The sequence below is a fragment of the Streptomyces coerulescens genome, from assembly GCF_042657965.1.
In the GTDB taxonomy this organism is placed as follows: domain Bacteria; phylum Actinomycetota; class Actinomycetes; order Streptomycetales; family Streptomycetaceae; genus Streptomyces; species Streptomyces coerulescens.
In genome coordinates, this window is the sequence record NZ_JBHSKM010000012.1 from 234,823 (window position 1) to 256,361 (window position 21,539).

Consider the following 21,539-nt stretch of genomic DNA (forward strand, 5'->3'; position numbering starts at 1 on the left):
GCTGACGCCCATGCAGGCCACCGCATACACCTACGACGCCGACACCCGCTCGGGCAGCGTCCTCCTGGACGACGGCACCCCCGTCAACTTCGACGCCCCCGCCTTCGACGCCGGAGGCCTACGCCTGCTGCGCCCAGGCCAGCGGGTCCGCATCGAGACGGAAGGCGAGGGCGAGACCCTGCGCATCACCCTGGTGACGTTGCAGACCCTCTGAAACACGCCGCGGGCCGGACTCCGTGCGGAGTCCGGCCCGGCGCGTGAGTGCCCCTGTGCGGTCCTACCTGCTGCGCGTGGTCCTCTTGGCCGTGGACTTGCGCGCGGTCGACTTCTTGGCCGGTGCCTTCTTGGCGGTGGCCTTCTTCGCCGGAGCCTTCTTCGCCGTCGCCTTCTTGGCGGTGGCCTTCTTCGCCGCGGTGGTCTTCTTGGCGGCGGCCGTGGTCTTCTTGGCCGTCGTCTTCTTCGCGGTGGTCTTCTTGGCGGCGGCCGTGGTCTTCTTGGCCGTCGTCTTCTTCGCGGTCGTCTTCTTGGCGGCCGCCTTGGCGGTCTTCTTGGCGGCGGCCTTCTTGACCGTCGCCGCGGCACCACCGGTCAGGCTGCCCTTGGGCGCCTTCTTGACGGCGACCTCGCCGCCCCGGGGGAGCTTCTTCGAGCCGCTCACCAGGTCCTTGAAGCCCTGACCCGCACGGAAGCGCGGAACGGAGGTCTTCTTGACCCGAACCCGCTCGCCCGTCTGAGGGTTACGGGCGTACCGGGCCGGGCGGTCGACCTTCTCGAACGAACCGAAGCCGGTGACCGAGACCCGCTCACCCGAGACAACCGCGCGGACGATCGCGTCCAGTACGTGGTCGACAGCATCGGCGGCCTGCTGGCGGCCGCCCATCTTGTCGGCAATCGCTTCTACGAGCTGCGCCTTGTTCACGTCTTCCCCTTCGGAGACATCGCCAGAACGAAAGTGTTCAAGCTTTTTCGCACGTTAGGCAGATATATACCGCAAATCAAACACGAAACGGGCTAATCACCCTTGTGCCGCAACAGACTCGACGGTCTCGAAGGTGTTCAGCGTTCCTCTTCGGGGAATCGCCCCGCGTCGAGATCCGCCATGAACCGCTCCAGACGCCTTGTCGCTTCGGCGACGTCGTGCTTGGCCGCGGCCGTAATGACCAGCAGCTTCCGGGTCAGCGCCATCCGTACGCCCTCCGGGACTTGCAGTGCGCGCACCCTTGTGTGCGCTTCCTTCAGTTGGACCGCGACTGCCGCATAGAGCTCGAGTTGGCCGTCGTGTTCCATGCACAGATTGTGCCATCTGGGGCGAGTTGTCGCCTGCCAGGGGTGCAACTCCGGCCTCAAATGGCCTTCCGGGCACTTGCGGAAGTCGCCTGCGCATCACTCGCGTACCCCGGTAACACCCGCCCTAACGTGGGAAGTTGAGCGGCGCACGTATCCGGCACAGGACCGTTCGGGTGCAGACATGCCAGTACCCCCGATCGGGCTGATCGGGGGTACTGGGAGGGTGTTGCGGTGTCCGAAAGTCGCCTTGCGGACGGGCCTCGGGTCAGATCTGGAGCGTGCGGGGCTTGAACGACGGCCGCTTCGCCTCGTAGGCGGCGATGTCGTCCTCGTTCTGGAGGGTGATCGAGATGTCGTCGAGGCCGTTCAGCAGCCGCCAGCGGGAGTTCTCGTCCAGCTCGAAGGAGGCGGTGATGCCCTCGGCGCGCACCTCACGGGCCTCCAGGTCGACCGTGACCTCGGCCTGCGGGTCCTTCTCCGTGAGCTCCCACAGCGCGTCCACGATCTTCTGCTCCAGAACCACCGTGAGCAGGCCGTTCTTGAGCGAGTTGCCGCGGAAGATGTCCGCGAAGCGCGAGGAGATGACGGTCTTGAAACCGTAGTTCTGCAGCGCCCACACGGCGTGCTCGCGGGAGGAGCCGGTGCCGAAGTCGGGGCCGGCGACCAGGACCGTGGCGCCCTGCCGCTCGGGCTGGTTGAGGATGAACGTCTCGTCCTTGCGCCAGGCCTCGAACAGCCCGTCCTCGAATCCGTCCCTGGTCACCTTCTTGAGCCAGTGAGCAGGGATGATCTGGTCGGTGTCGACGTTGGAGCGGCGCAGCGGAACGGCCCGGCCGGTGTGCTTGGTGAATGCTTCCATGGCTGATCAGACTCCAGCGGGCGTACGGGTCTCGGCGTCGGACAGATCGGCCGGGGAGGCCAGGTGGCCCAGAACCGCGGTGGCCGCCGCGACCTGCGGCGACACCAGGTGCGTACGACCGCCCTTGCCCTGCCGGCCCTCGAAGTTGCGGTTGGAGGTGGACGCGGAGCGCTCACCGGGGGCCAGCTGGTCCGGGTTCATGCCCAGGCACATCGAGCAGCCCGCGTGCCGCCACTCGGCGCCGGCCTCCTTGAAGACGACGTCCAGGCCCTCGGAAACGGCCTGCAGACCGACCCGCGCGGAGCCGGGGACGACCAGCATCCGTACGCCGTCGGCGACTTTGCGGCCCTTCACGAGCTCGGCGGCAGCGCGCAGGTCCTCGATACGGCCGTTGGTGCACGAGCCTACGAAGACGGTGTCCACCTTGATGGAGCGCAGCGGCTGACCGGCCTCCAACCCCATGTATTCCAGGGCCTTTTCGGCGGCGAGGCGCTCCGAAGCGTCTTCGTACGAAGCAGGATCGGGGACGGACGCCGAAAGCGGCGCGCCCTGGCCCGGGTTGGTGCCCCAGGTGACGAACGGCGACAGCTCGGCGGCCTCGATGACGACCTCGGCGTCGAACTCGGCGTCCGCGTCCGTCTTCAGCGTCTTCCAGTACGCGACGGCGGCGTCCCAGTCCTCGCCCTTGGGCGCGTGCGGTCGGCCCTCGAGATAGTCGAAGGTGGTCCGGTCGGGGGCGATCATGCCCGCGCGGGCACCGGCCTCGATCGACATGTTGCAGATGGTCATCCGGGCCTCCATCGAGAGCTTCTCGATGGCGGAACCGCGGTACTCCAGGACATAGCCCTGGCCGCCGCCCGTGCCGATCCGGGCGATGATCGCCAGGATCAGGTCCTTGGCGGTGACACCGTCGGGCAGCTCGCCGTTGACCGTGATGGCCATGGTCTTCGGGCGGGCCATGGGCAGCGTCTGGGTGGCCAGCACATGCTCGACCTGGGAGGTGCCGATGCCGAACGCCAGACCGCCGAAGGCGCCGTGGGTGGAGGTGTGGGAGTCACCGCAGACGACGGTCATGCCCGGCTGGGTCAGGCCCAGCTGCGGGCCGACGACGTGCACGACACCCTGCTCGACGTCGCCCAGCGGGTGCAGGCGCACCCCGAACTCGGCGGCGTTCTTGCGCAGCGTCTCCAGCTGTACCCGGGAGACCGGGTCCGCGATCGGCTTGTCGATGTCGAGGGTCGGGGTGTTGTGGTCCTCGGTGGCGATGGTCAGGTCGAGCCGGCGCACCCGGCGACCGCTCTTGCGGAGGCCGTCGAAGGCCTGCGGGCTGGTCACCTCGTGCAGCAGGTGCAGATCGATGAAGAGGAGGTCGGGCTCGCCCTCGGCGCGCCGGACGACATGGTCGTCCCAGACCTTCTCCGCGAGTGTCCTACCCATCGCTTTCCCTTCGGCCGGTCTACGGTCCACCGGCCCAACTAGAGATCTTGAGAAGGCGACCGCCGCCCGCGCCCCTGCTTCCGGGCGTCCGCCGCCAGGCCCGCTCTGGTTTACGGGCCGCTCTGCCTTCGTTCTTCCAGAGTGGCGTGTTCCACGGAAAATTGAACTTGCGTTTCACAGAGTGAGACGCGAGTATCGTTTCATGGACAACAGTAGCGGCGTCGGCGTTCTGGACAAGGCAGCCCTTGTCCTGAGCGCCCTGGAGTCCGGTCCGGCCACCCTCGCAGGGCTCGTCTCGGCCACCGGACTGGCACGACCCACGGCCCATCGACTGGCCGTGGCTCTGGAACACCACCGCATGGTGGCGCGTGACATGCAGGGCCGTTTCATTCTCGGCCCTCGCCTGGCAGAACTGGCCGCGGCCGCGGGTGAGGACCGTCTCCTGGCCACTGCGGGACCGGTCCTCACCCACCTCCGTGACGTCACCGGCGAGAGCGCACAGCTCTACCGCCGCCAGGGCGACATGCGCATCTGCGTCGCCGCGGCGGAACGCCTGTCCGGCCTTCGGGACACGGTCCCGGTCGGCTCGACGCTCACGATGAAGGCCGGTTCGTCGGCACAGATCCTCATGGCCTGGGAGGAGCCGGAGCGGCTGCACCGCGGCCTCCAGGGCGCCCGCTTCACGGCCACCGCGCTCTCCGGCGTACGGCGCCGGGGCTGGGCCCAGTCGATCGGCGAGCGCGAGCCGGGCGTCGCGTCCGTCTCCGCGCCGGTGCGGGGCCCGTCGAACCGCGTGGTGGCCGCCGTCTCGGTCTCCGGCCCCATCGAGCGCCTCACCCGCCACCCGGGCCGTATGCACGCCCAGGCGGTCATCGACGCCGCGGCCCGCCTCTCGGAGGCCCTGCGCCGCACGGGCTGACCCGGGACACTTCAGCGGGGAGGGCCCGCCTCAACGCCGCGGCAGGCCCTCCCCGTCCCCCGAGCCCCCCGTCATTCGGCTTCTTCGGCCACCTTCGCCTTCGCCGACCGGTGCGCGAACCGGTCCTTGGCGTAGCGGCCCCGCTTCTCCACCGGCACCTGCCCGTGCGCCGCGGCGAGTCCGAACGCCGGCATGTCCGAGTAGATCGACTCGTACGACCCCTCCGGCACGACGTATGCCTCGTGCCACATCCCCACGTGCTGCCTGACCTTCCCCGCCTTCTCCCTGCGGTTGAAGATCGTCCATGCCCGGCGGTGCGACATGTCCGCCGCGTGCGCGTAGGCGTAGAGCTTCGCCTTCGATTCCCAGTACTGGACGACGTAGTACGTCCGCGGCGAGGCCGTCAGCAGGACATGGCCGAGCAGTCCACGCTCGGGCGCTTTCCCCAGCTCGCGCAGCATCCGCATCATGCCCACCGCCACCGGCAGCCAGTGACGCACGGCCCGGAAGTGGTTGATGCGCATGCCGATCAGCAGGACGACCACCTCGCCCTCGGCGTCCGCGGTGGTGCGACCCGGTACCGGCCTGGCGAGCATGTCGAGCCCCGTTTCCTCTATCGGATAGCGGCACTATCCTTCCAAGTGGTGCTTGGATAGTGGCACTCCCCAAAGAAGGGCGCAAGAGATGCGGCTGGCCGAACTGAGCGAGCGCAGCGGGGTGTCCACCGCGACGATCAAGTACTACCTGCGCGAAGGCCTGTTGGCGCCCGGCCGCCAGATCAACACGACGACGGCCGAGTACGACGAGGAGCACCTGCGGCGGCTGCGACTGATCCGCTCGATGATCCAGGTCGGCCGGGTGCCGGTGGCGACGGTCAGGGAGGTCCTGGCGCATGTCGACGACGACTCCCTGCCCCGCGCGATCCGCCTGGGCGCGGCGATGTGGACGCTGCCACAGGTGCCGGAGCCGGACGAGGACGACGAGTACGTCCGGGCCGCACACCAGGAGGTCACCGAACTCCTGGACCGGCTCGGCTGGGGGAACGCCAAGCAGCTCACGACCATCTCCCCCGCGTACCGCTCGCTGGTGGTGGCGGTGGCCGCGTTCCGCCGGCTCGGCTACGGCTTCGGGGCCGAACTGCTCGCGTCTTACGCCGAGTTGATGCACCGGACGGCCGTCCTCGACCTGGACAACATGGAGACGTACGCAACGGAGGCGGAGCAGATCGAGTTCGCGATCCTGGGAGCGATCCTCAATGAGCCGGTGCTGCAGGCGCTGCACCGGCTGGCCCAGGAGGAGGAGACGACGCGGCGGTACGGCTTCGAGTGACCGGTGCCGGGCACGACGAAGGCCCTCCGCCTAAGCGAAGGGCCTTCATGGTGTACCCCCGACCGGATTCGAACCGGCGCTACCGCCTTGAGAGGGCGGCGTGCTAGGCCGCTACACAACGGGGGCGTGGATCTTACGTTTCCGCAGATCCGAGCTGGTCTACCTGGACTCGAACCAAGACTAACTGAACCAGAATCAGTCGTGCTGCCAATTACACCATAGACCAATGTGGTTTAGACCAGTTCGTACCCCCGACCGGATTCGAACCGGCGCTACCGCCTTGAGAGGGCGGCGTGCTAGGCCGCTACACAACGGGGGCCTTGATCCCTGAGGATCCGTACCCCCGACCGGATTCGAACCGGCGCTACTGCCTTGAGAGGGCAGCGTGCTAGGCCGCTACACAACGGGGGCTTTGCAGATGAGCTCTGCGAGCTGGCCTACCTGGACTCGAACCAAGACTAACTGAACCAGAATCAGTCGTGCTGCCAATTACACCATAGGCCACTGGAACGCAAGCCCCTGGGGGGATCTTGTTCTAGTTTTGCTCCTCCGGTTCCCGGCCTTTCGGCCCGCTCCCCGGCGGCGCAGGAAGAACATTACCTGAAGGTGGACGGGGCTCCAAAACGGGTATCCGAGCCGAGGATCGCGGGGAGTTCGGACAGGGAGGCGATCCGGTGCGGTCCGCCGGGGTCGTCGTCGCTGGTGTACGCCCCGTCGCGGTCGATCCAGACCGACATCAGCCCGGCGTCCGCGGCACCCCGCCCGTCGATCTCCGGGTGATCCCCGACGTACGCCACGTCGTGCGGGGCGAGGCCGAGGGCGGCGCAGGCGGCGTGGAAGGCACCGGCCTCCGGCTTGGAGATGCCGAGCTCGGCGGCGCAGAGGATCGCCTCGAAGCGGTCGTGGACGCCGAGGACACGCAGCTTGCGGTCCTGGACGTGAATGCTGGAGTTGGACAGCACCGCGTGCCGGTGGCTGGCGGCGAGGGCGTCGAGGGCGGGCAGGACATCCGGGAAGAGGGCCCAGGCGGCCTCGTAGTGCCCGATGTACCGCTGGAACCAGGCGTCGGCCTCCGCGTCGCTCAGTTCCTCGCCCAGGAAGACTCGCACCCGGTCCCAGCGCTGGCCTTCGAAGGACACCTCCCCCGCGGAGAACCGCCTCCACTGGACATCGGTGATCTCCCGCCAGCGCGAGAGGGCCTGCTGGACGCTTTCGTATGCGTCCAGCAGGCCCTCGGCCGCCAGGTGTCGGCGCATTCCGGCACGGTCGGACCCTGTGTAGTCGAAGAGGGTGTCGTCAACGTCCCAGAGCACGGCACGAATGCTCATGATCCGACAGTAGCCTGTGGCGACCGACTCCGTCCGTGAACCGTGGAAGTCCTTGATTAGGTGCGGCGAAGCAGCTGGTCACACGGCCCCGAAAGGGGGCACTCGTGAACTAGTTGGCGGCGCAGGCCAGATCCCAGCCGCCGTAGGAGCCGCTGACATAGGCGCCGTTGTCCACGTGGCCGACGCGGAAGTAGAAGCAGGCGTTCTCGTTCATGTCGGTGTCGTAGACGTACGCATTGTTCAGGTCGTACCCGGTGTAGCCGCCGGTGTAGTCCACGTGAATCTTGGTGTGGCTGGTGGAGGGGCTGCCGGTCGTGGGGCTCGTGTACTGCAGGCGCACGCCCTTGCCGTCACTGCACACATCGAGGAACTTGAAGGTGTCGCCGTTGTCGATGAAGTACACGGCACCGCAGCTGTTGCTGGACGCGTTCGTGTACGTGGTGGCGTAGGACGAGGTGGCCGTCCCAAGGGTGAGGGCCGAGGCCGCGAGAGCCGCAATGGCGAAGCGTCTGGCGTTGGACATACGTCTCCTTGTGGTGAGCGCAGGACTATGTGTCAGCGGGTAAACGGGCGCAATTCGAGGTGGAATTATGTGCGACTCGTGATCTTCGTGCAAGAGTTCGAGATCAAGCTCCGACACTCCCGCCCCTCGCGCTGTTTCCTACGCGCAAACGGTGAGGGGCGGCAGCCGTGGCTGCCGCCCCTCACCCGACGCCATGGGCTACGCCATCAGCTTCGCCAGCGCCGCGTCGATCCGGGCCAGCGTCGTGTCCTTGCCCAGGACCTCCAGGGACTCGAACAGGGGCAGGCCCACCGTGCGGCCGGTGACGGCCACGCGGACCGGGGCCTGGGCCTTGCCGAGCTTGAGGCCGTGGGCCTCACCGGCGGCCAGGACCGCCTCCTTGAGGGACTCGGGTGACGTCCAGTCGGCCGACTCCAGCTTTTCGCGGGCCGTGCGCAGGAGGGCGTCGGAGCCCTCCTTCATGGCCTTCGCCCAGCTGGCCTCGTCCTGCACCGGCTCCGCGAGGAACAGGAAGTCGACGTTGTCCGTGATCTCCGACAGCACCTTCAGCCGGGTCTGGGCGTGCGGGGCGATCGCGTGCCACTTGGCCTCGTCGAAGTCCTCCGGCGCCCAGGGGGCGAACGGGGCCTTCAGCCAAGGGGCGCAGCGCTCGGTGAAGTCCTTCACGTCCAGCATGCGGATGTGGTCGCCGTTGATCGACTCGCACTTCTTGAGGTCGAAGCGGGCCGGGTTGGGGTTCACGTCCGCGATCTCGAAGGCCGCGACCATCTCGTCGATCGTGAAGATGTCCTGGTCGGCGGAGAGCGACCAGCCGAGCAGGGAGAGGTAGTTGAGCAGGCCCTCGGGGAGGAAGCCGCGCTCGCGGTAGAGGTTGAGCGACGACTCGGGGTCGCGTTTCGACAGCTTCTTGTTGCCCTCGCCCATGACGTACGGGAGGTGGCCGAACTGCGGGATCCCCTTCGCGACGCCCAGCTCCATCAGCGCCTTGTACAGGGCGATCTGACGGGGCGTCGAGGAGAGCAGGTCCTCGCCGCGCAGGACGTGGGTGATCTCCATCAGGGCGTCGTCGACCGGGTTGACGAGCGTGTACAGCGGGGCGCCGTTGGCGCGGACGATGCCGTAGTCCGGGACGTTCTCCGGGGTGAAGGTCAGCTCGCCGCGGACCAGGTCCGTGAAGGTGATCGTCTCGTCGGGCATGCGGAAGCGGACGATCGGGGCGCGGCCCTGGGCCTTGTACTCCTCGACCTGCGCGTCGGTCAGGTCGCGGCAGTGGCCGTCGTAGCCGGAGGGCTTGCCGGCGGCGCGGGCGGCCTCGCGGCGGCTGTCCAGCTCCTCCTGGGAGCAGTAGCAGCGGTAGGCGTGGCCGCCGTCCAGGAGCTTGGCCGCGACGTCCTTGTAGAGGTCCATGCGCTGCGACTGGCGGTAGGGCGCGTGCGGGCCGCCGACCTCGGGGCCCTCGTCCCAGTCGAAGCCCAGCCAGCGCATCGAGTCGAGCAGCTGGTCGTAGGACTCCTCGGAGTCGCGGGCCGCGTCGGTGTCCTCGATGCGGAACACCAGGGTGCCCTGGTGGTGCTTGGCGAACGCCCAGTTGAACAGGGCGGTGCGGACCAGGCCCACATGGGGGTTACCGGTGGGCGAGGGACAGAATCGGACGCGGACTGGGGAGCCGGGTGCGCTAGCCACGCTTGACAACCTTGTTGGTGAGAGTGCCGATGCCTTCGATGGTGACGGCGACCTCGTCGCCGACGTTGAGGGGGCCGACCCCTGCCGGGGTGCCCGTGAGGATCACGTCGCCGGGGAGCAGCGTCATGGCCTCGGAGATGTTGACGATCAGGTCCTCGATGCCGTGGATCATCTCGCTGGTGCGGCCGAGCTGGCGCTGCTCGCCGTTGACGGTGAGCTGGATGGTGAGGTCGGACGCGGTCTGAAGGTCCAGGCCGGTCTCCACCCAGGGGCCCAGCGGGCAGGAGCTGTCGAAGCCCTTGGCCCGGGCCCACTGCTTCTCGCGCTTCTGGACGTCCCGGGCGGTGATGTCGTTGGCGCAGGTGAAGCCGAAGATGACGTCCTTGACGCGCTCGCGCGGGACCTCGCGGCACATCCGGCCGATGACGACGGCCAGCTCGGCCTCGTGGTGGAGGTCCTCGGTGAAGGACGGGTACTGGATCTCGTCGCCGGGGCCGATCACCGATGTGGAGGGCTTGAAGAAGGCGAACGGGGCGTCCGGCACCTCGTTGCCGAGTTCACGCGCGTGCTCGGCGTAGTTGCGGCCGAAGGCCACGACCTTGTTGGGGAGCACCGGCGGCAGCAGCCTCACCTTGCTCAACGGGACCTTCGTACCGGAGAGCTCGAAGTCCGCGAACGGGATGCCCTTGATGATGTCGAGGACGAGCTCGTCCGGCCTGTCGCCCTCGACCGCGCCGAAGGCGACGTTCCCGTCGATGGAGAATCTGGCGATGCGCACGGGATCCTGCGCCCCTCACTTGAGCCGGCTGGAGTCTGACGCTCCAGGCTAACGCGGCAAGGGGCGGGCGCCTCGCCCGTCACACGGGCCGATTGTTCGTACGTGATTGAACAATCGGCCGATGTCCCGCGTACTACTGCGCGGCGGCGGTGACGGGGATCTCTTCGAGGGTGGTGCGCCTGGGGTTGGCGGTCTGAGCGGGAAGATCGACGGAGTGTTCCGGCTGCTGCGGGAGGTGCAACTCCCCGGCGTCGGCGAGGTGGGCCAGCGTGGTGCGCCGCGGGTTGGCTATCGTGCGGATCATCGTCGTCTTCACGGCTGTACTGGGTCCTGTCGTAGCGGGTTGGCAGAATCATCCCTCTTGTAAAACGTCAGGCTAAACATGCGATTCCCGCAAGAAGCCGTGAAGACCGCTTGATCGGTATGTGAGTTTGCTCACTGAGTCGCGGTCAAAACGGTCAATTCAGACGCGCATTTCAGTCCGACGAAACGGACATTGCCCACCTGAAGCCGTCATTCCGCTCCTGATCATGGCGACTGGGACACCTTCCGCGCACGAGCGGCTCGCGGGCATAAGTCCGTTATGAGAGAGATTAGTTTCTACAGCAGGTAATCTCGCACTCACGTGGTGTCACGTATGTCACGGCTCGACCTACGGGCCTTGTTGGAGATCCTGCACTGTGCTGGAATCTCACGGACCGCCGCAGGATCGAGCCGGCGCGCAGGGGGCGTTTCGAGCGCCGAGCGGCGGCGAGAAGGGGGAGCCAGCGCCGGTCACTCACGACCATCAGGGAGCGTGTTCAGGACGCTCCCTAATACGCCGACACCGTGTCCGTCCGTTCACGCGGAAGGACGCCTGGTCCAGAGGTTGCGACGCTAGTGCAGGGACGTTTCAAGAGGGATGGCAGCGCTTCGGCGGAGCCGGAGCACGGCGGGACCGACCGAGGTCCCTCGCCCCAGCACGCCCAGAACCCGGGCCCGACCGCGTCGGTGGACGGCGGTGAGCGCTCCGGGCGCCCCGCCGTGTCGGCGTCCTCGAGCACGGCGAACCCCACCGCGCCGCCGGCCAAGGCTCCGAAGAGCCCCGTCGGCCCGGGATCGCGAATAGCCCTGCGCAACTGGCGTATCTCCACACGCCTCGTCGCGCTGCTGACGCTCCCGGTGGTCGCGGCCACCTCGCTGGGCGCACTGCGCATCAGCGACAACATGGACGACATCCAGCAGCTCGAGAACATGCGGCTGCTGACGGACATGACCAAGCGGGCCACCGAGCTGGCCGCCGCGCTCCAGGAGGAGCGCGACCAGTCCGCCGGTCCCCTCGCGCACGGCGCCAAGGCCTCCGACTACACCGTCAAGGGCTTCCGGGACAAGACGGACCGGGTCATGACGGGCTTCATCGAGGCCTCCGAGGAGATCGACGACAACAGCAAGGACGGCGAACTCAAGGGCGTCCGCGACAACCTGGTCCTGCTCCTCAGCGATCTGAACGCCATCGAGAAGATCCGCAACACCGCCTACGAGGCCGACGGCAACTCCACCCAGACGGTGGAGGCCTACCACCGGCTGATCACCAACCTGCTGAGCCTCTCCCAGGACATGGCGGAGGCGACCAGCAACCCGGAGATGATCCAGAGCACGCGTGCTCTGTCCGCCTTCTCCACCGCCAAGGAGTACGCCTCCATCCAGCGCGCGGTCCTCGCCGCGGCGCTCCCCGCGAACAACACCTCGCGCGGCGACCTCACCGAGAACGACCGCCTGTACGCGTCCTCCGCGCTGGCGAGCCAGAAGTCCGAGCTGCGGCAGTTCAAGAGCATCTACGGCGCCGAGTCCGCCGAGCTGCTCAAGCCCATCGAAGAGGGCAACCCGACCATCGCGGCCACCGACAAGTACGCCGGCCGCGCGCTCATCAACCCCAACGGCCTCGCCGACCTGGACCGCCGCTCCTACCGGGACTGGGTCGACGACAGCACCACCAAGCTCCAGGGCATGCGCGCCATCGAGACCACGCTGCTCGAGGAGATGGAGCAGAAGGCCCGCGAGCTGCGCAACGCCTCCGAGCGCGAGGCGATCATCTCCGGTGCGCTGATCCTGCTCGTCCTCGGTGTCTCGCTCGTCGGCGCCTTCGTCGTGGCCCGCTCCATGATCCGCTCGCTGCGCCGCCTGGAGGAGACCGCCACCAAGGTCGCCCAGGACCGGCTGCCCGAGCTGGTCAAGCAGCTCTCGGAGTCGGACCCGCAGGACGTCGACACCTCCGTCGAGTCGGTCGGTGTGCACTCCCGGGACGAGATCGGCCAGGTGGCCGCGGCCTTCGACGACGTGCACCGCGAAGCCGTACGACTCGCCGCCGAGCAGGCCCTGCTGCGGGGCAACGTCAACGCGATGTTCACCAACCTCTCGCGCCGCTCCCAGGGCCTCATCCAGCGTCAGCTCTCGCTCATCTCCGAACTGGAGTCCCGCGAGGCCGACCCGGACCAGCTGTCCTCGCTGTTCAAGCTCGATCACCTCGCGACGCGTATGCGCCGTAACGGTGAGAACCTCCTCGTCCTCGCCGGTGAAGAGCCCGGCCGTCGCTGGACCCGCCCGGTCCCGCTGGTCGACGTGCTCCGTGCCGCCGCCTCCGAGGTGGAGCAGTACGAGCGCATCGAGCTGGCCGCCGTGCCGACCACCGAAGTGGCCGGCCGCGTGGTCAACGACCTCGTGCACCTGCTCGCCGAGCTGCTCGAGAACGCGACCTCCTTCTCCTCGCCGCAGACCAAGGTCAAGGTCACCGGTCACGCGCTGCCCGACGGCCGCGTGCTGATCGAGATCCACGACACCGGTATCGGTCTCTCCCCCGAGGACCTCGCGGCGATCAACGAGCGGCTCGCCTCGCCGCCCACCGTGGACGTCTCCGTCTCCCGCCGCATGGGTCTGTTCGTGGTCGGTCGACTGTCGCAGCGGCACGGCATCCGCATCCAGCTGCGCCCGTCCGACTCCGGTGGTACGACCGCGCTGGTCATGCTGCCGGTGGACGTCGCCCAGGGCGGCAAGAAGCCGGCCGGTGGCAAGCCCGGCCCGAGCGGCCCCGGCGCCTCCGGCGGTCCGGCCGCCGCGCAGGCCGCCGCGGGTGTGGCAGCCGCGCGCCGTCAGGCCCAGGCCGGTGGCGGCCAGCTCGGCGCGGGTGCTCAGGGCGGTGCCCTCGGTGCCGGTGCCTCCGGCGGTGGCCGGCTCGGCGCCGGTCAGGGACCGCGGGCCGCGCTGCCCGGACGGGACGGCGCTCCGCAGGGTGGACCGCGCGGACAGCAGGGTCCGGGTGCCCCGCCGCAGGGCCGGCCGGCTCCGGCCGGGGCGGGCGCGGGCTTCGGCGGCCAGGCTCCGGGTGCCCCGCAGGGCATGCAGTCCGCGGGCATGGACGCGTTCGGCTCGGGCCAGGACGCCTTCGGCGCCAACCGCGGCTCCGGCCGCGAGCAGTCCCGCCCGGGCGGCTCCTCCGCTCCGCAGTCGCCGCCCCCCGGTGGCGAGAAGGGCCGTCGTGGCCGTACGCCGCAGCTGCCGCCGCGCGGTGGTCCGCGTGCCGAGCTGCCGGGTGCCGGTCAGCCCTCCCGCCCCAGCTGGAGCGACGAGAACGCGCAGCCGCCGGTGCCGCGTGCCTCGCTCGACGCCCCGCGCGGGCACGACGAGGACCCCGCACAGACCTCCCGGATGCCGCGCATCGACGACCGGCAGGGCGCCGCCTCCACCTCGGAGTTCGCCCGCCCGGACTTCGACGCCGCGTCCCCCACCTCGTACAACCCGCAGAGCACGGGCCAGTTCCCCCGCCCCGGTGCGAACGGGCAGCAGAACACGGGTCAGTTCGTCCGCCCGGACGTCTACGGCGCCCCGGGTCAGAACAACTCCTCGCAGACGGGCCAGTTCGCCGTACCGCAGGCGTACGACGGCAGCTCGACGGGACAGCACAGCGTGCCCGGCCGCCAGAACGCCGACTCCACCGGCCAGTTCGAGCGGCCCCAGGTCAACGGCACCTACGGCGGCAACTCCGGCCTCGTCGGCCCGGCGCAGCCCCCGGTCCCGCCGCGTCCGCAGCAGCGGCCGCGCCAGGAGCCCGAGGCCCTGCCGCCCGCGACCGGTCCCGGCGACGGACGTACCCCGCTGTACGACACGCTGGAGACCAACTGGTTCCACGGCGGTCCGCAGGGACGTCAGAACGGTGCCGGTGGTTCGGCCCCCGCGGCCGCCCCGCACCAGGAACCGCAGGCTCCCACCGAGCGGCCGCAGCAGCCCCCCGCTCCCCAGCGTCCCGCGTCGACCGCCTGGCGCAGCTCGCCGAACGACGATCTCGTCCGGCAGGCTGAACGCGTCCGGCAGCCGGCCGCGGGCGGTGTCACCACCTCCGGCCTGCCGCGCCGGGTGCCCAGGGCGAACCTCGTCGCGGGTACGGCTCAGCAGCAACAGCACCAAACCGGTCCGCAGGTCTCGCGTGCGCCCGATGACGTACGCGGTCGGCTGACCAATCTCCGTCGGGGTATCGCACAGGGTCGTCAGGCCGGTACCGGTACCGGTCAGACCGGCAGCTTCCCGAGCCCCACTCACCAGCAGGAGCGTTAGTTGAGCCAGATGAGCCAGGCGGCACAGAATCTCAACTGGTTGATCACCAACTTCGTGGACAACACCCCTGGTGTGTCCCACACCGTCGTCGTGTCCGCCGACGGTCTGCTGCTGGCGATGTCGGAAGGCTTTCCGCGCGACCGAGCCGACCAGCTGGCGGCCGTCGCGTCGGGCCTGACCTCGCTGACGGCGGGCGCGTCCCGGATCTTCGAGGGCGGCGACGTCGCCCAGACCGTCGTGGAGATGGAACGAGGGTTCCTTTTCCTGATGTCGGTCTCGGACGGCTCTTCCCTCGCCGTCCTGGCTCACCCCGAATGCGACATCGGCCTCGTCGGCTACGAGATGGCGCTGCTGGTCGACCGCGCGGGCGCGGTGCTCACGCCCGACCTGCGCGCCGAACTGCAAGGCAGTCTGCTCCACTGATCGCCCGGATCCAACCCGTCTCACCAAATCACCGTCCGGCCGCCACAATCCCCCCACTGGCCCCCTCACCCAGACGGCTTGACTGACCGACTTGCTGTCCCAGCCCGGAGGATTCATGACCCCGCCCACCGCCTCTCATGATCCGTACGCGGAGCCGTACGAGGATGAGGGCGACCAGCCGCTGGTACGTCCGTACGCGATGACCGGTGGCCGGACCCGGCCGCGGTACCAGCTGGCCATCGAGGCCCTGATCAGCACGACGGCCGACCCGGCAGCGCTCATGGGGCTCCTCCCGGAGCACCAGCGGATCTGCCATCTGTGCCGTGAGGTGAAGTCGGTCGCCGAGGTCTCCGCTCTGCTGTCCATGCCGCTGGGCGTGGCCAGGATCCTCGTCGCGGACCTTGCCGAGGCCGGCCTGGTCGCCATCCACCAGCCGGGCGGCGACGAGAACAACGGCGGCGCTCCGGACGTGACGCTGCTCGAAAGGGTGCTCAGTGGACTTCGCAAGCTCTGAACCGGGTCGGGCGACCACTTCCGCCAAGATCGTGGTGGCGGGTGGCTTCGGCGTGGGCAAGACCACGTTCGTCGGCGCCGTCTCGGAGATCAACCCGCTGCGCACCGAGGCCGTCATGACGTCCGCGAGCGCGGGCATCGACGACCTCACGCACACCGGCGACAAGACCACCACCACGGTGGCCATGGACTTCGGCCGTATCACCCTGGACCAGGACCTGATCCTGTACCTGTTCGGTACACCGGGGCAGGACCGCTTCTGGTTCATGTGGGACGACCTGGTGCGCGGCGCGATCGGCGCGGTGGTGCTCGTGGACACCCGGCGCCTGGCCGACTGCTTCCCCGCGGTCGACTACTTCGAGAACAGCGGTCTGCCGTTCGTGATAGCCCTCAACGGTTTCGACGGGCACCAGCCCTACACGCCCGACGAGGTGCGCGAGGCGCTGCAGATCGGTCCGGACGCGCCGATCATCACCACGGACGCCCGGCACCGGGCCGATGCCAAGAGTGCGCTGATCACGCTGGTCGAGCACGCGCTCATGGCCCGGCTGCGGTAGGGCAAGTCGGCAGCGCCATACGGCAGTTGTCGTAGATGTGCCGGAGCCGGCTGTGGCCTTTGACACGGTCGGCTCCGTTGTTCATAACGTTTCGGCAGAGGAATCGGGTGGTACGGCCACTCGTCGCGGTCGGACGGTCTCGCTGCGCGTACAAAAGCCCCGCCTTTTGGCGGGGCTCGCTCTTTATGACCGTTTTATCTAGGGCATTCATGGCCCAGAATCTGTTCCTTCCACTGTTTGGAAGAGCGCAGGCCCACGTGCTGGAATGCCAGAACTGCCCAATAGTCAAAGACGTACTCAGCAGTACTGCGTACTCGATGACGAACTGGGCTCTGAGACACAGCGGCACGACGTAGGTGCCGACCCCGCCGGAAGGTTGTTGGTCGAGTGAGGCGAAGCAAGAACAGTCCCGAGCCGTCGGCCCGGGGCAACTTCACCCCGCCGCCGCGCGGAGCGGCGCCCGCCCCTGTGCCCGGATCGGAACCGACGGCGGCGCCCGCGCCCAGTGGCGGCCGCCTCTCGCCGCGCAACTGGCGCGTGCCGACCCGGCTGAACGCGATCCTGCTCATACCCGTGCTGGTCGGCCTCGTCATGGGCGGCTTCCAGGTGAAGAGCTCGATCGACACCTGGCAGGAGGCCGAGGACGCGGAGAACACCGCGCGTCTGGTCGCCGCCGCCCTCACCTACGGCGACGCCCTGCTCGTCGAGCGCGATGTGTCCGCCGCTCCCCTCCTCCAGGGCAAGGGCGAGGACGACCCGACGGTCGTCAAGGTCCGCGCCGCGACCGACAAGGCCGCCGACGCCTTCGACGAGGCCGCCCAGAACATGCCGGACCGGCCGAACCTGGAGCGCCGTCTGCAGCGCTTCCGCGAGGTCGAGCCGGACCTGACGGACCTGCGTGCCGCCGCCTACACCAACAAGCTCGAAGGCGTGGAGACCGAAGAGGGCTACGTGGCGGTCGAGCACCGTCTGCTCGAGTTCTCCAACGAGCTGGGTCTGGGCACCGGAAACATCACCAGCTACGGCCGTACCGTCTACGCCATCTCGCTCACCAAGGGCGCTCTCTCGCTGGAGCGCTCCATCGGTATGCACATGCTGGTCAAGCCGGGCCCCAAGGCCACGGACCTGGCCCGGCAGCGCGTCGCTCTCTCCTCGTACGCCTACCTGGAGGGCATCGCCATCCAGGAGTACACGAGCGGTGGTACCGAGCAGGACATCCAGAAGCTGGAAGACAAGACCGAGGAGATCAAGGCCGAGGGCGCCGCGATGGCCAAGGCGGCCAAGCAGAAGGACCCCGACTACGTGCCGCCGCCGGCCAAGACCGAGCAGCTCGTCGGGGCGCTGGGCCAGCTGAGCTCCACGGACACCAGCGAGCGAGCCGCGCTCGCCTCGAAGGGCATCACCGCCGAGAACTGGTGGGCGGTCAACACCCTCAAGTACAACGCCTACCGCGACATCGAGAACGACCTCGCCAACACCGCGGTGAACGAGGCCGCCACGATCTCGGACGACGCCAAGCGCGACGCCCTGATCACCGGTGCCGTCGTCGTGGTCGCCCTGCTCGCCGCGTTCATCCTGGCCGGCATGGTGGCCCGCCAGATGTCCCGCTCGATGCGCCAGCTGCGCAACGCCGCCTTCGGCATCGCCGAGCAGCGCCTGCCGATGCTGGTCGACCAGCTCTCGCGCACCGACCCCGGCCGCGTCGACACCCGGGTCGCGCCCATCCCGATCAACACCCGGGACGAGATCGGCGAAGTCGCCCGCGCCTTCGACCAGGTCCACCGCGAGGCCGTCCGGCTCGCCGCCGAGCAGGCTCTGCTGCGGGGCAACATCAACGCGATCTTCACCAACCTCTCGCGCCGCAACCAGTCGCTGATCGAGGGCCAGCTGACCCTGATCACCGACCTGGAGAACAACGAGGCCGACCCGGACCAGCTGGAGAACCTCTTCCGCCTGGACCACCTCGCGACCCGTATGCGCCGCAACGGCGAGAACCTCCTGGTCCTCGCCGGCGAGGAGCCCGGCCGCCGCTGGGACCAGCCGGTCCCGCTGGTGGACGTGCTGCGCGCCGCCTCCTCCGAGGTGGAACAGTACGAGCGCATCGAGCTCTCCGGTGTCCCGGAGGCCGAGATCCACGGCCGCGCCGTGACCGACCTCGTGCACCTGCTCGCCGAGCTGCTGGAGAACGCCACGACGTTCTCCTCCCCGCAGACCAAGGTTCGCGTGACCGCCACCCGTCTCCCCGACGGTCGGATCATGATCGAGATCCACGACAAGGGCATCGGCCTGACCGCCGAGGACTTCGCGGACATCAACCACAAGCTGGCCAACCCGCCGACCGTCGACGCCGCGATCTCCCAGCGCATGGGTCTGTTCGTGGTCGGCCGGCTGTCCGACCGGCACGGCATCCGCGTCCAGCTGCGCCCCTCCGGCGAGCAGGCCGGCACGACCTCGCTGGTCATGCTGCCGGACGCCATCACCCACGGTGGCGGCGGCGAGCATCAGCCCTCCCAGGACGAGTTCACCGTCTCGCAGATCATCCCGGAGCAGCAGTTCCAGGGTGAGAACTTCAACCAGGCGCCGATGCGTACGGCCGCCGAGCTGGGCTTCGACGACAGCCGCTACACCGAGGTCCCGGACGACCTGCGCGATCTGGACCCGGTCGGCCGCTCCCTGATGCGTGAGGAGCGCCGCGCGGCCCTGGAGGCCGAGATCCACGGCCCGGGTCAGGAATCCCCTGAGCGGCCCGGCTACGCCGACGACTTCCCGGCGCAGCCCTCCTACGACAACGGTCCCGGCGGCTTCGGCGACCAGCGCGAGGACTACGACCGGCAGCAGGCGTACGAGGAGCAGCAGCAGACGGCGTACGACGAGCCGCAGATGCCGTCGTACGACGAGCAGCGTCCGGCGTACGACGACACGTACTACGCGCCGAACGGCGGCCTGCCGCGCAACGATACGTTCTCGTCCGGCGGCGGCTACCCCGAGCCCTCCTATGCGGAGCCCGCTCGTGAGGAGCCCGCGGCCGCCCGTCCGTCCGCCTCGGAGTCCTTCCCGGCCTTCGAGCAGCGGCGTCACCAGGACGACTGGCCGCAGCAGGACGGCTACCGCAACGGCTACCCGGACCAGTACGCTCCGCAAGCGGAATCCGCGCAGGCCGATGACGTGAGTGAGCGGGACCGCGTAGGCTTCGACCGTCCCGGAGCGGCCCCCACCGCCGGCCACACGATGACCGACGCCGGGCTTCCGCGCCGCGGTGCCCCCGCGAACGGCACCAATGGCGCCCGGCCCGCGCGGCAGGAAGCGCCGACGCCGGCGCCCGTACCGGACAACAACGGCGACGACGCCTGGCGCTCGCAGAACGACGAGCGCTGGCAGCAGGCCTCAGCGCTCCGCAAGCCCAAGGCAGGCGGGGTCACCTCCTCCGGTCTGCCGCGGCGGGTACCCAAGGCCAACCTGGTCCAGGGAGCCGCCGAAGCCACCCCCCAGGGCGGCCCACAGGTCTCCCGCGCTCCCGAGGACGTCCGGGGCAGGCTGAGCAACCTGCGCCGGGGTGTCCAGCGGGGCCGCAGTGCGGGAAGTGAAACGAACGGCCAGGGCTTCGGTCCTGACAGCACCTACAACCAGGAGCGTTAGTGTGAGCCCGATGAGCCAGGCGGCACAGAACCTGAACTGGTTGATCACCAACTTCGTGGACAACACCCCCGGGGTGTCGCACACGGTGGTGGTCTCCGCCGACGGACTCCTTCTGGCGATGTCCGAAGGCTTTCCGCGCGACCGCGCCGACCAGCTCGCGGCCGTCGCCTCCGGTCTGACGTCTCTGACGGCAGGCGCCTCCCGCATCTTCGAGGGTGGCAGCGTGAACCAGACGGTTGTGGAGATGGAGCGGGGATTCCTCTTCATCATGTCCATCTCCGACGGTTCGTCCCTCGCCGTGCTCGCACATCCCGAGGCGGACATCGGCCTCATTGGGTACGAGATGGCGCTTCTGGTCGACCGTGCCGGTACGGTCCTGACGCCGGATCTGCGTGCGGAGCTCCAAGGGAGCCTGCTCAACTAACAGACAGCGGTGCGTTTTGGCGTCCCGTGGCCGTAAGGTTTCGGGACGCGGCTCCACATGATGGGTGCCAGGCACAGTCGGAGGAGGAGAGAAAGTGGCAACACCCCCAGACGGTTCGTCATCGGGCAACTGGTCGTACGGCCCTGCCCAGGGCCAGAACGACGGTTCCCAGAACCGGTACAACTTCCCCTCCCAGCCGAGCCAGAGGCAGCCGTACGCGCCTCAGGGTCCCGGGCCCTCGCCGTACGACCAGCCGCCCGCGCCGCGCATCCAGCCGGTGCAGCCGCAGCGACGCGCCCCTGAGCCGGCGCCCGCCGGGGCGTCGAACAACCCCCTGGTGCGCCCGTACGCCATGACCGGCGGCCGGACGCGCCCGCGCTACCAGCTCGCCATCGAGGCGCTGGTGCACACCACCGCGCAGCCGCACCAGATGCAGGGCCAGCTGCCCGAGCATCAGCGGATCTGCAACCTCTGCCGGGAGATCAAGTCGGTAGCCGAGGTCTCGGCTCTCCTCACGATCCCTCTCGGCGTGGCCAGGATCCTCGTCGCCGACTTGGCGGAGGCGGGACTGGTCGCGATCCATCAGCCCGGCGGCGACGAGAACGCCGGCGGCCAGCCAGACGTGACACTGCTCGAAAGGGTGCTCAGTGGACTTCGCAAGCTCTAGCGGCGGTCCTTCCCGCTCCACCACCTCCGCGAAGATCGTGGTGGCGGGCGGCTTCGGCGTGGGCAAGACCACGTTCGTCGGCGCCGTCTCGGAGATCAACCCGCTGCGCACCGAGGCCGTGATGACGTCAGCTTCGGCGGGCATCGACGACCTCACTCACACCGGGGACAAGACGACCACCACGGTCGCCATGGACTTCGGCCGTATCACCCTGGACCAGGACCTGATCCTGTACCTCTTCGGTACGCCGGGCCAGGACCGTTTCTGGTTCATGTGGGACGACCTGGTACGCGGCGCCATCGGCGCGATCGTGCTGGTGGACACCCGCCGTCTCGCCGACTGCTTCCCCGCGGTCGACTACTTCGAGAACTCGGGTCTCCCCTTCGTCATCGCCCTCAACGGCTTCGACGGCAACCAGCCGTACAACCCGGACGAGGTCCGTGAGGCGCTCCAGATCGGTCCCGACACCCCGATCATCACGACCGACGCGCGCCACCGCGCGGACGCGAAGTCGGCCCTGATCACCCTGGTCGAGCACGCGCTGATGGCGCGCCTGCGCTAGCGGCCCGCCTCTTCGGCTCGTTTCGGTTGC

At 68.9% G+C, this 21,539-nt stretch carries 21 protein-coding genes and 5 tRNA genes; 11 read left to right on the plus strand and 15 right to left on the minus strand.

Annotation, left to right across the window (positions count from 1 at the left end; genetic code table 11):
- The first annotated feature begins 10 nt into the window (after positions 1-10).
- A complete protein-coding gene (locus ACFPQ9_RS20550; RefSeq protein ID WP_380854853.1) occupies positions 11-214 on the plus strand; it encodes a hypothetical protein in 204 nt (67 codons plus the stop codon).
- Between the two features lie 63 nt (positions 215-277).
- On the opposite strand, the gene ACFPQ9_RS20555 is transcribed toward ACFPQ9_RS20550, so the two are convergent.
- The 4 genes from ACFPQ9_RS20555 to leuC form a co-directional block, all read right to left on the minus strand.
- Entirely contained in the window at positions 278-919 is a 642-nt protein-coding gene (locus ACFPQ9_RS20555; protein WP_380854855.1) for an HU family DNA-binding protein, read from the minus strand.
- Between the two features lie 137 nt (positions 920-1,056).
- Positions 1,057-1,287 (minus strand): SCO5555 family protein, encoded by a 231-nt coding sequence (locus tag ACFPQ9_RS20560; protein ID WP_380854857.1) that lies wholly within the window; start codon positions 1,285-1,287, stop codon positions 1,057-1,059.
- Between the two features lie 265 nt (positions 1,288-1,552).
- Positions 1,553-2,146: a 3-isopropylmalate dehydratase small subunit gene (leuD, locus tag ACFPQ9_RS20565; RefSeq protein WP_380854859.1), complete on the minus strand. Its 594-nt coding sequence runs from the start codon at positions 2,144-2,146 to the stop codon at positions 1,553-1,555.
- Positions 2,147-2,152: 6 nt separating this feature from the next.
- On the minus strand, positions 2,153-3,583 hold the full coding sequence (gene leuC / locus ACFPQ9_RS20570; RefSeq protein WP_380854861.1) for a 3-isopropylmalate dehydratase large subunit: 1,431 nt from the start codon (positions 3,581-3,583) through the stop codon (positions 2,153-2,155).
- A 202-nt stretch (positions 3,584-3,785) separates the two neighbouring features.
- On the opposite strand from leuC, the gene ndgR reads away from it, so the two are divergent.
- On the plus strand, positions 3,786-4,502 hold the full coding sequence (gene ndgR, locus ACFPQ9_RS20575) for an IclR family transcriptional regulator NdgR (RefSeq protein ID WP_031485194.1): 717 nt from the start codon (positions 3,786-3,788) through the stop codon (positions 4,500-4,502).
- Between the two features lie 71 nt (positions 4,503-4,573).
- Here the strand turns inward: ndgR and ACFPQ9_RS20580 are convergent, their stop codons facing one another.
- On the minus strand, positions 4,574-5,098 hold the full coding sequence (locus tag ACFPQ9_RS20580; protein ID WP_380854863.1) for a DUF4188 domain-containing protein: 525 nt from the start codon (positions 5,096-5,098) through the stop codon (positions 4,574-4,576).
- Between the two features lie 88 nt (positions 5,099-5,186).
- On the opposite strand from ACFPQ9_RS20580, the gene ACFPQ9_RS20585 reads away from it, so the two are divergent.
- Complete coding sequence (locus ACFPQ9_RS20585; RefSeq protein WP_380854865.1) at positions 5,187-5,831, plus strand: MerR family transcriptional regulator; 645 nt, start codon at positions 5,187-5,189, stop codon at positions 5,829-5,831.
- Positions 5,832-5,884: 53 nt separating this feature from the next.
- On the opposite strand, the gene ACFPQ9_RS20590 is transcribed toward ACFPQ9_RS20585, so the two are convergent.
- From ACFPQ9_RS20590 to ACFPQ9_RS20635, 10 genes are all read right to left on the minus strand, one after another.
- A tRNA-Glu gene (locus tag ACFPQ9_RS20590) sits at positions 5,885-5,957 on the minus strand.
- A 28-nt stretch (positions 5,958-5,985) separates the two neighbouring features.
- Positions 5,986-6,057: transfer RNA gene (locus ACFPQ9_RS20595), tRNA-Gln, on the minus strand.
- Between the two features lie 20 nt (positions 6,058-6,077).
- Positions 6,078-6,150 (minus strand) — tRNA-Glu (locus ACFPQ9_RS20600).
- A 19-nt stretch (positions 6,151-6,169) separates the two neighbouring features.
- Positions 6,170-6,242 (minus strand) — tRNA-Glu (locus tag ACFPQ9_RS20605).
- A 21-nt stretch (positions 6,243-6,263) separates the two neighbouring features.
- Positions 6,264-6,335 (minus strand) — tRNA-Gln (locus ACFPQ9_RS20610).
- A gap of 92 nt (positions 6,336-6,427) precedes the next feature.
- The gene (locus ACFPQ9_RS20615; protein ID WP_380854867.1) at positions 6,428-7,159 is read right to left on the minus strand and encodes an HAD family hydrolase; all 732 of its coding nucleotides are present in this window, start codon (positions 7,157-7,159) and stop codon (positions 6,428-6,430) included.
- 109 nt (positions 7,160-7,268) lie between these two features.
- Positions 7,269-7,682 (minus strand): hypothetical protein, encoded by a 414-nt coding sequence (locus ACFPQ9_RS20620; RefSeq protein WP_380854869.1) that lies wholly within the window; start codon positions 7,680-7,682, stop codon positions 7,269-7,271.
- A 198-nt stretch (positions 7,683-7,880) separates the two neighbouring features.
- Positions 7,881-9,365 (minus strand): glutamate--tRNA ligase, encoded by a 1,485-nt coding sequence (gltX, locus tag ACFPQ9_RS20625; RefSeq protein WP_380854871.1) that lies wholly within the window; start codon positions 9,363-9,365, stop codon positions 7,881-7,883.
- The gene (locus ACFPQ9_RS20630) at positions 9,358-10,143 is read right to left on the minus strand and encodes a fumarylacetoacetate hydrolase family protein (protein WP_380854873.1); all 786 of its coding nucleotides are present in this window, start codon (positions 10,141-10,143) and stop codon (positions 9,358-9,360) included. Before ACFPQ9_RS20630 ends, gltX begins: the two co-directional genes overlap by 8 nt.
- Positions 10,144-10,276: 133 nt before the next feature.
- Positions 10,277-10,459: a hypothetical protein gene (locus ACFPQ9_RS20635; protein WP_380854875.1), complete on the minus strand. Its 183-nt coding sequence runs from the start codon at positions 10,457-10,459 to the stop codon at positions 10,277-10,279.
- A 563-nt stretch (positions 10,460-11,022) separates the two neighbouring features.
- Here ACFPQ9_RS20635 and ACFPQ9_RS20640 point away from each other — a divergent pair.
- The 8 genes from ACFPQ9_RS20640 to ACFPQ9_RS20675 all read left to right on the plus strand — a co-directional run bounded on the left by ACFPQ9_RS20640 (position 11,023) and on the right by ACFPQ9_RS20675 (position 21,509).
- Positions 11,023-14,727: a sensor histidine kinase gene (locus tag ACFPQ9_RS20640; RefSeq protein ID WP_380854877.1), complete on the plus strand. Its 3,705-nt coding sequence runs from the start codon at positions 11,023-11,025 to the stop codon at positions 14,725-14,727.
- Positions 14,728-14,736: 9 nt separating this feature from the next.
- The gene (locus tag ACFPQ9_RS20645; RefSeq protein ID WP_005479910.1) at positions 14,737-15,150 is read left to right on the plus strand and encodes a roadblock/LC7 domain-containing protein; all 414 of its coding nucleotides are present in this window, start codon (positions 14,737-14,739) and stop codon (positions 15,148-15,150) included.
- Positions 15,151-15,265: 115 nt separating this feature from the next.
- Positions 15,266-15,664: a DUF742 domain-containing protein gene (locus tag ACFPQ9_RS20650; RefSeq protein WP_003997626.1), complete on the plus strand. Its 399-nt coding sequence runs from the start codon at positions 15,266-15,268 to the stop codon at positions 15,662-15,664.
- The gene (locus ACFPQ9_RS20655; RefSeq protein WP_030051303.1) at positions 15,645-16,220 is read left to right on the plus strand and encodes a GTP-binding protein; all 576 of its coding nucleotides are present in this window, start codon (positions 15,645-15,647) and stop codon (positions 16,218-16,220) included. The genes ACFPQ9_RS20650 and ACFPQ9_RS20655 overlap by 20 nt, the downstream gene beginning before the upstream one ends.
- 387 nt (positions 16,221-16,607) lie before the next feature.
- Positions 16,608-19,856 carry a sensor histidine kinase gene (locus ACFPQ9_RS20660; protein WP_380854880.1) on the plus strand — a complete coding sequence of 1,083 codons (3,249 nt, stop codon included), beginning with the start codon at positions 16,608-16,610 and terminating at the stop codon, positions 19,854-19,856.
- Between the two features lie 10 nt (positions 19,857-19,866).
- On the plus strand, positions 19,867-20,280 hold the full coding sequence (locus tag ACFPQ9_RS20665; RefSeq protein WP_004983065.1) for a roadblock/LC7 domain-containing protein: 414 nt from the start codon (positions 19,867-19,869) through the stop codon (positions 20,278-20,280).
- 94 nt (positions 20,281-20,374) lie between these two features.
- Entirely contained in the window at positions 20,375-20,947 is a 573-nt protein-coding gene (locus ACFPQ9_RS20670) for a DUF742 domain-containing protein (RefSeq protein ID WP_030948717.1), read from the plus strand.
- A complete protein-coding gene (locus ACFPQ9_RS20675; protein ID WP_026248371.1) occupies positions 20,928-21,509 on the plus strand; it encodes a GTP-binding protein in 582 nt (193 codons plus the stop codon). Before ACFPQ9_RS20670 ends, ACFPQ9_RS20675 begins: the two co-directional genes overlap by 20 nt.
- Positions 21,510-21,539: the final 30 nt, after the last annotated feature.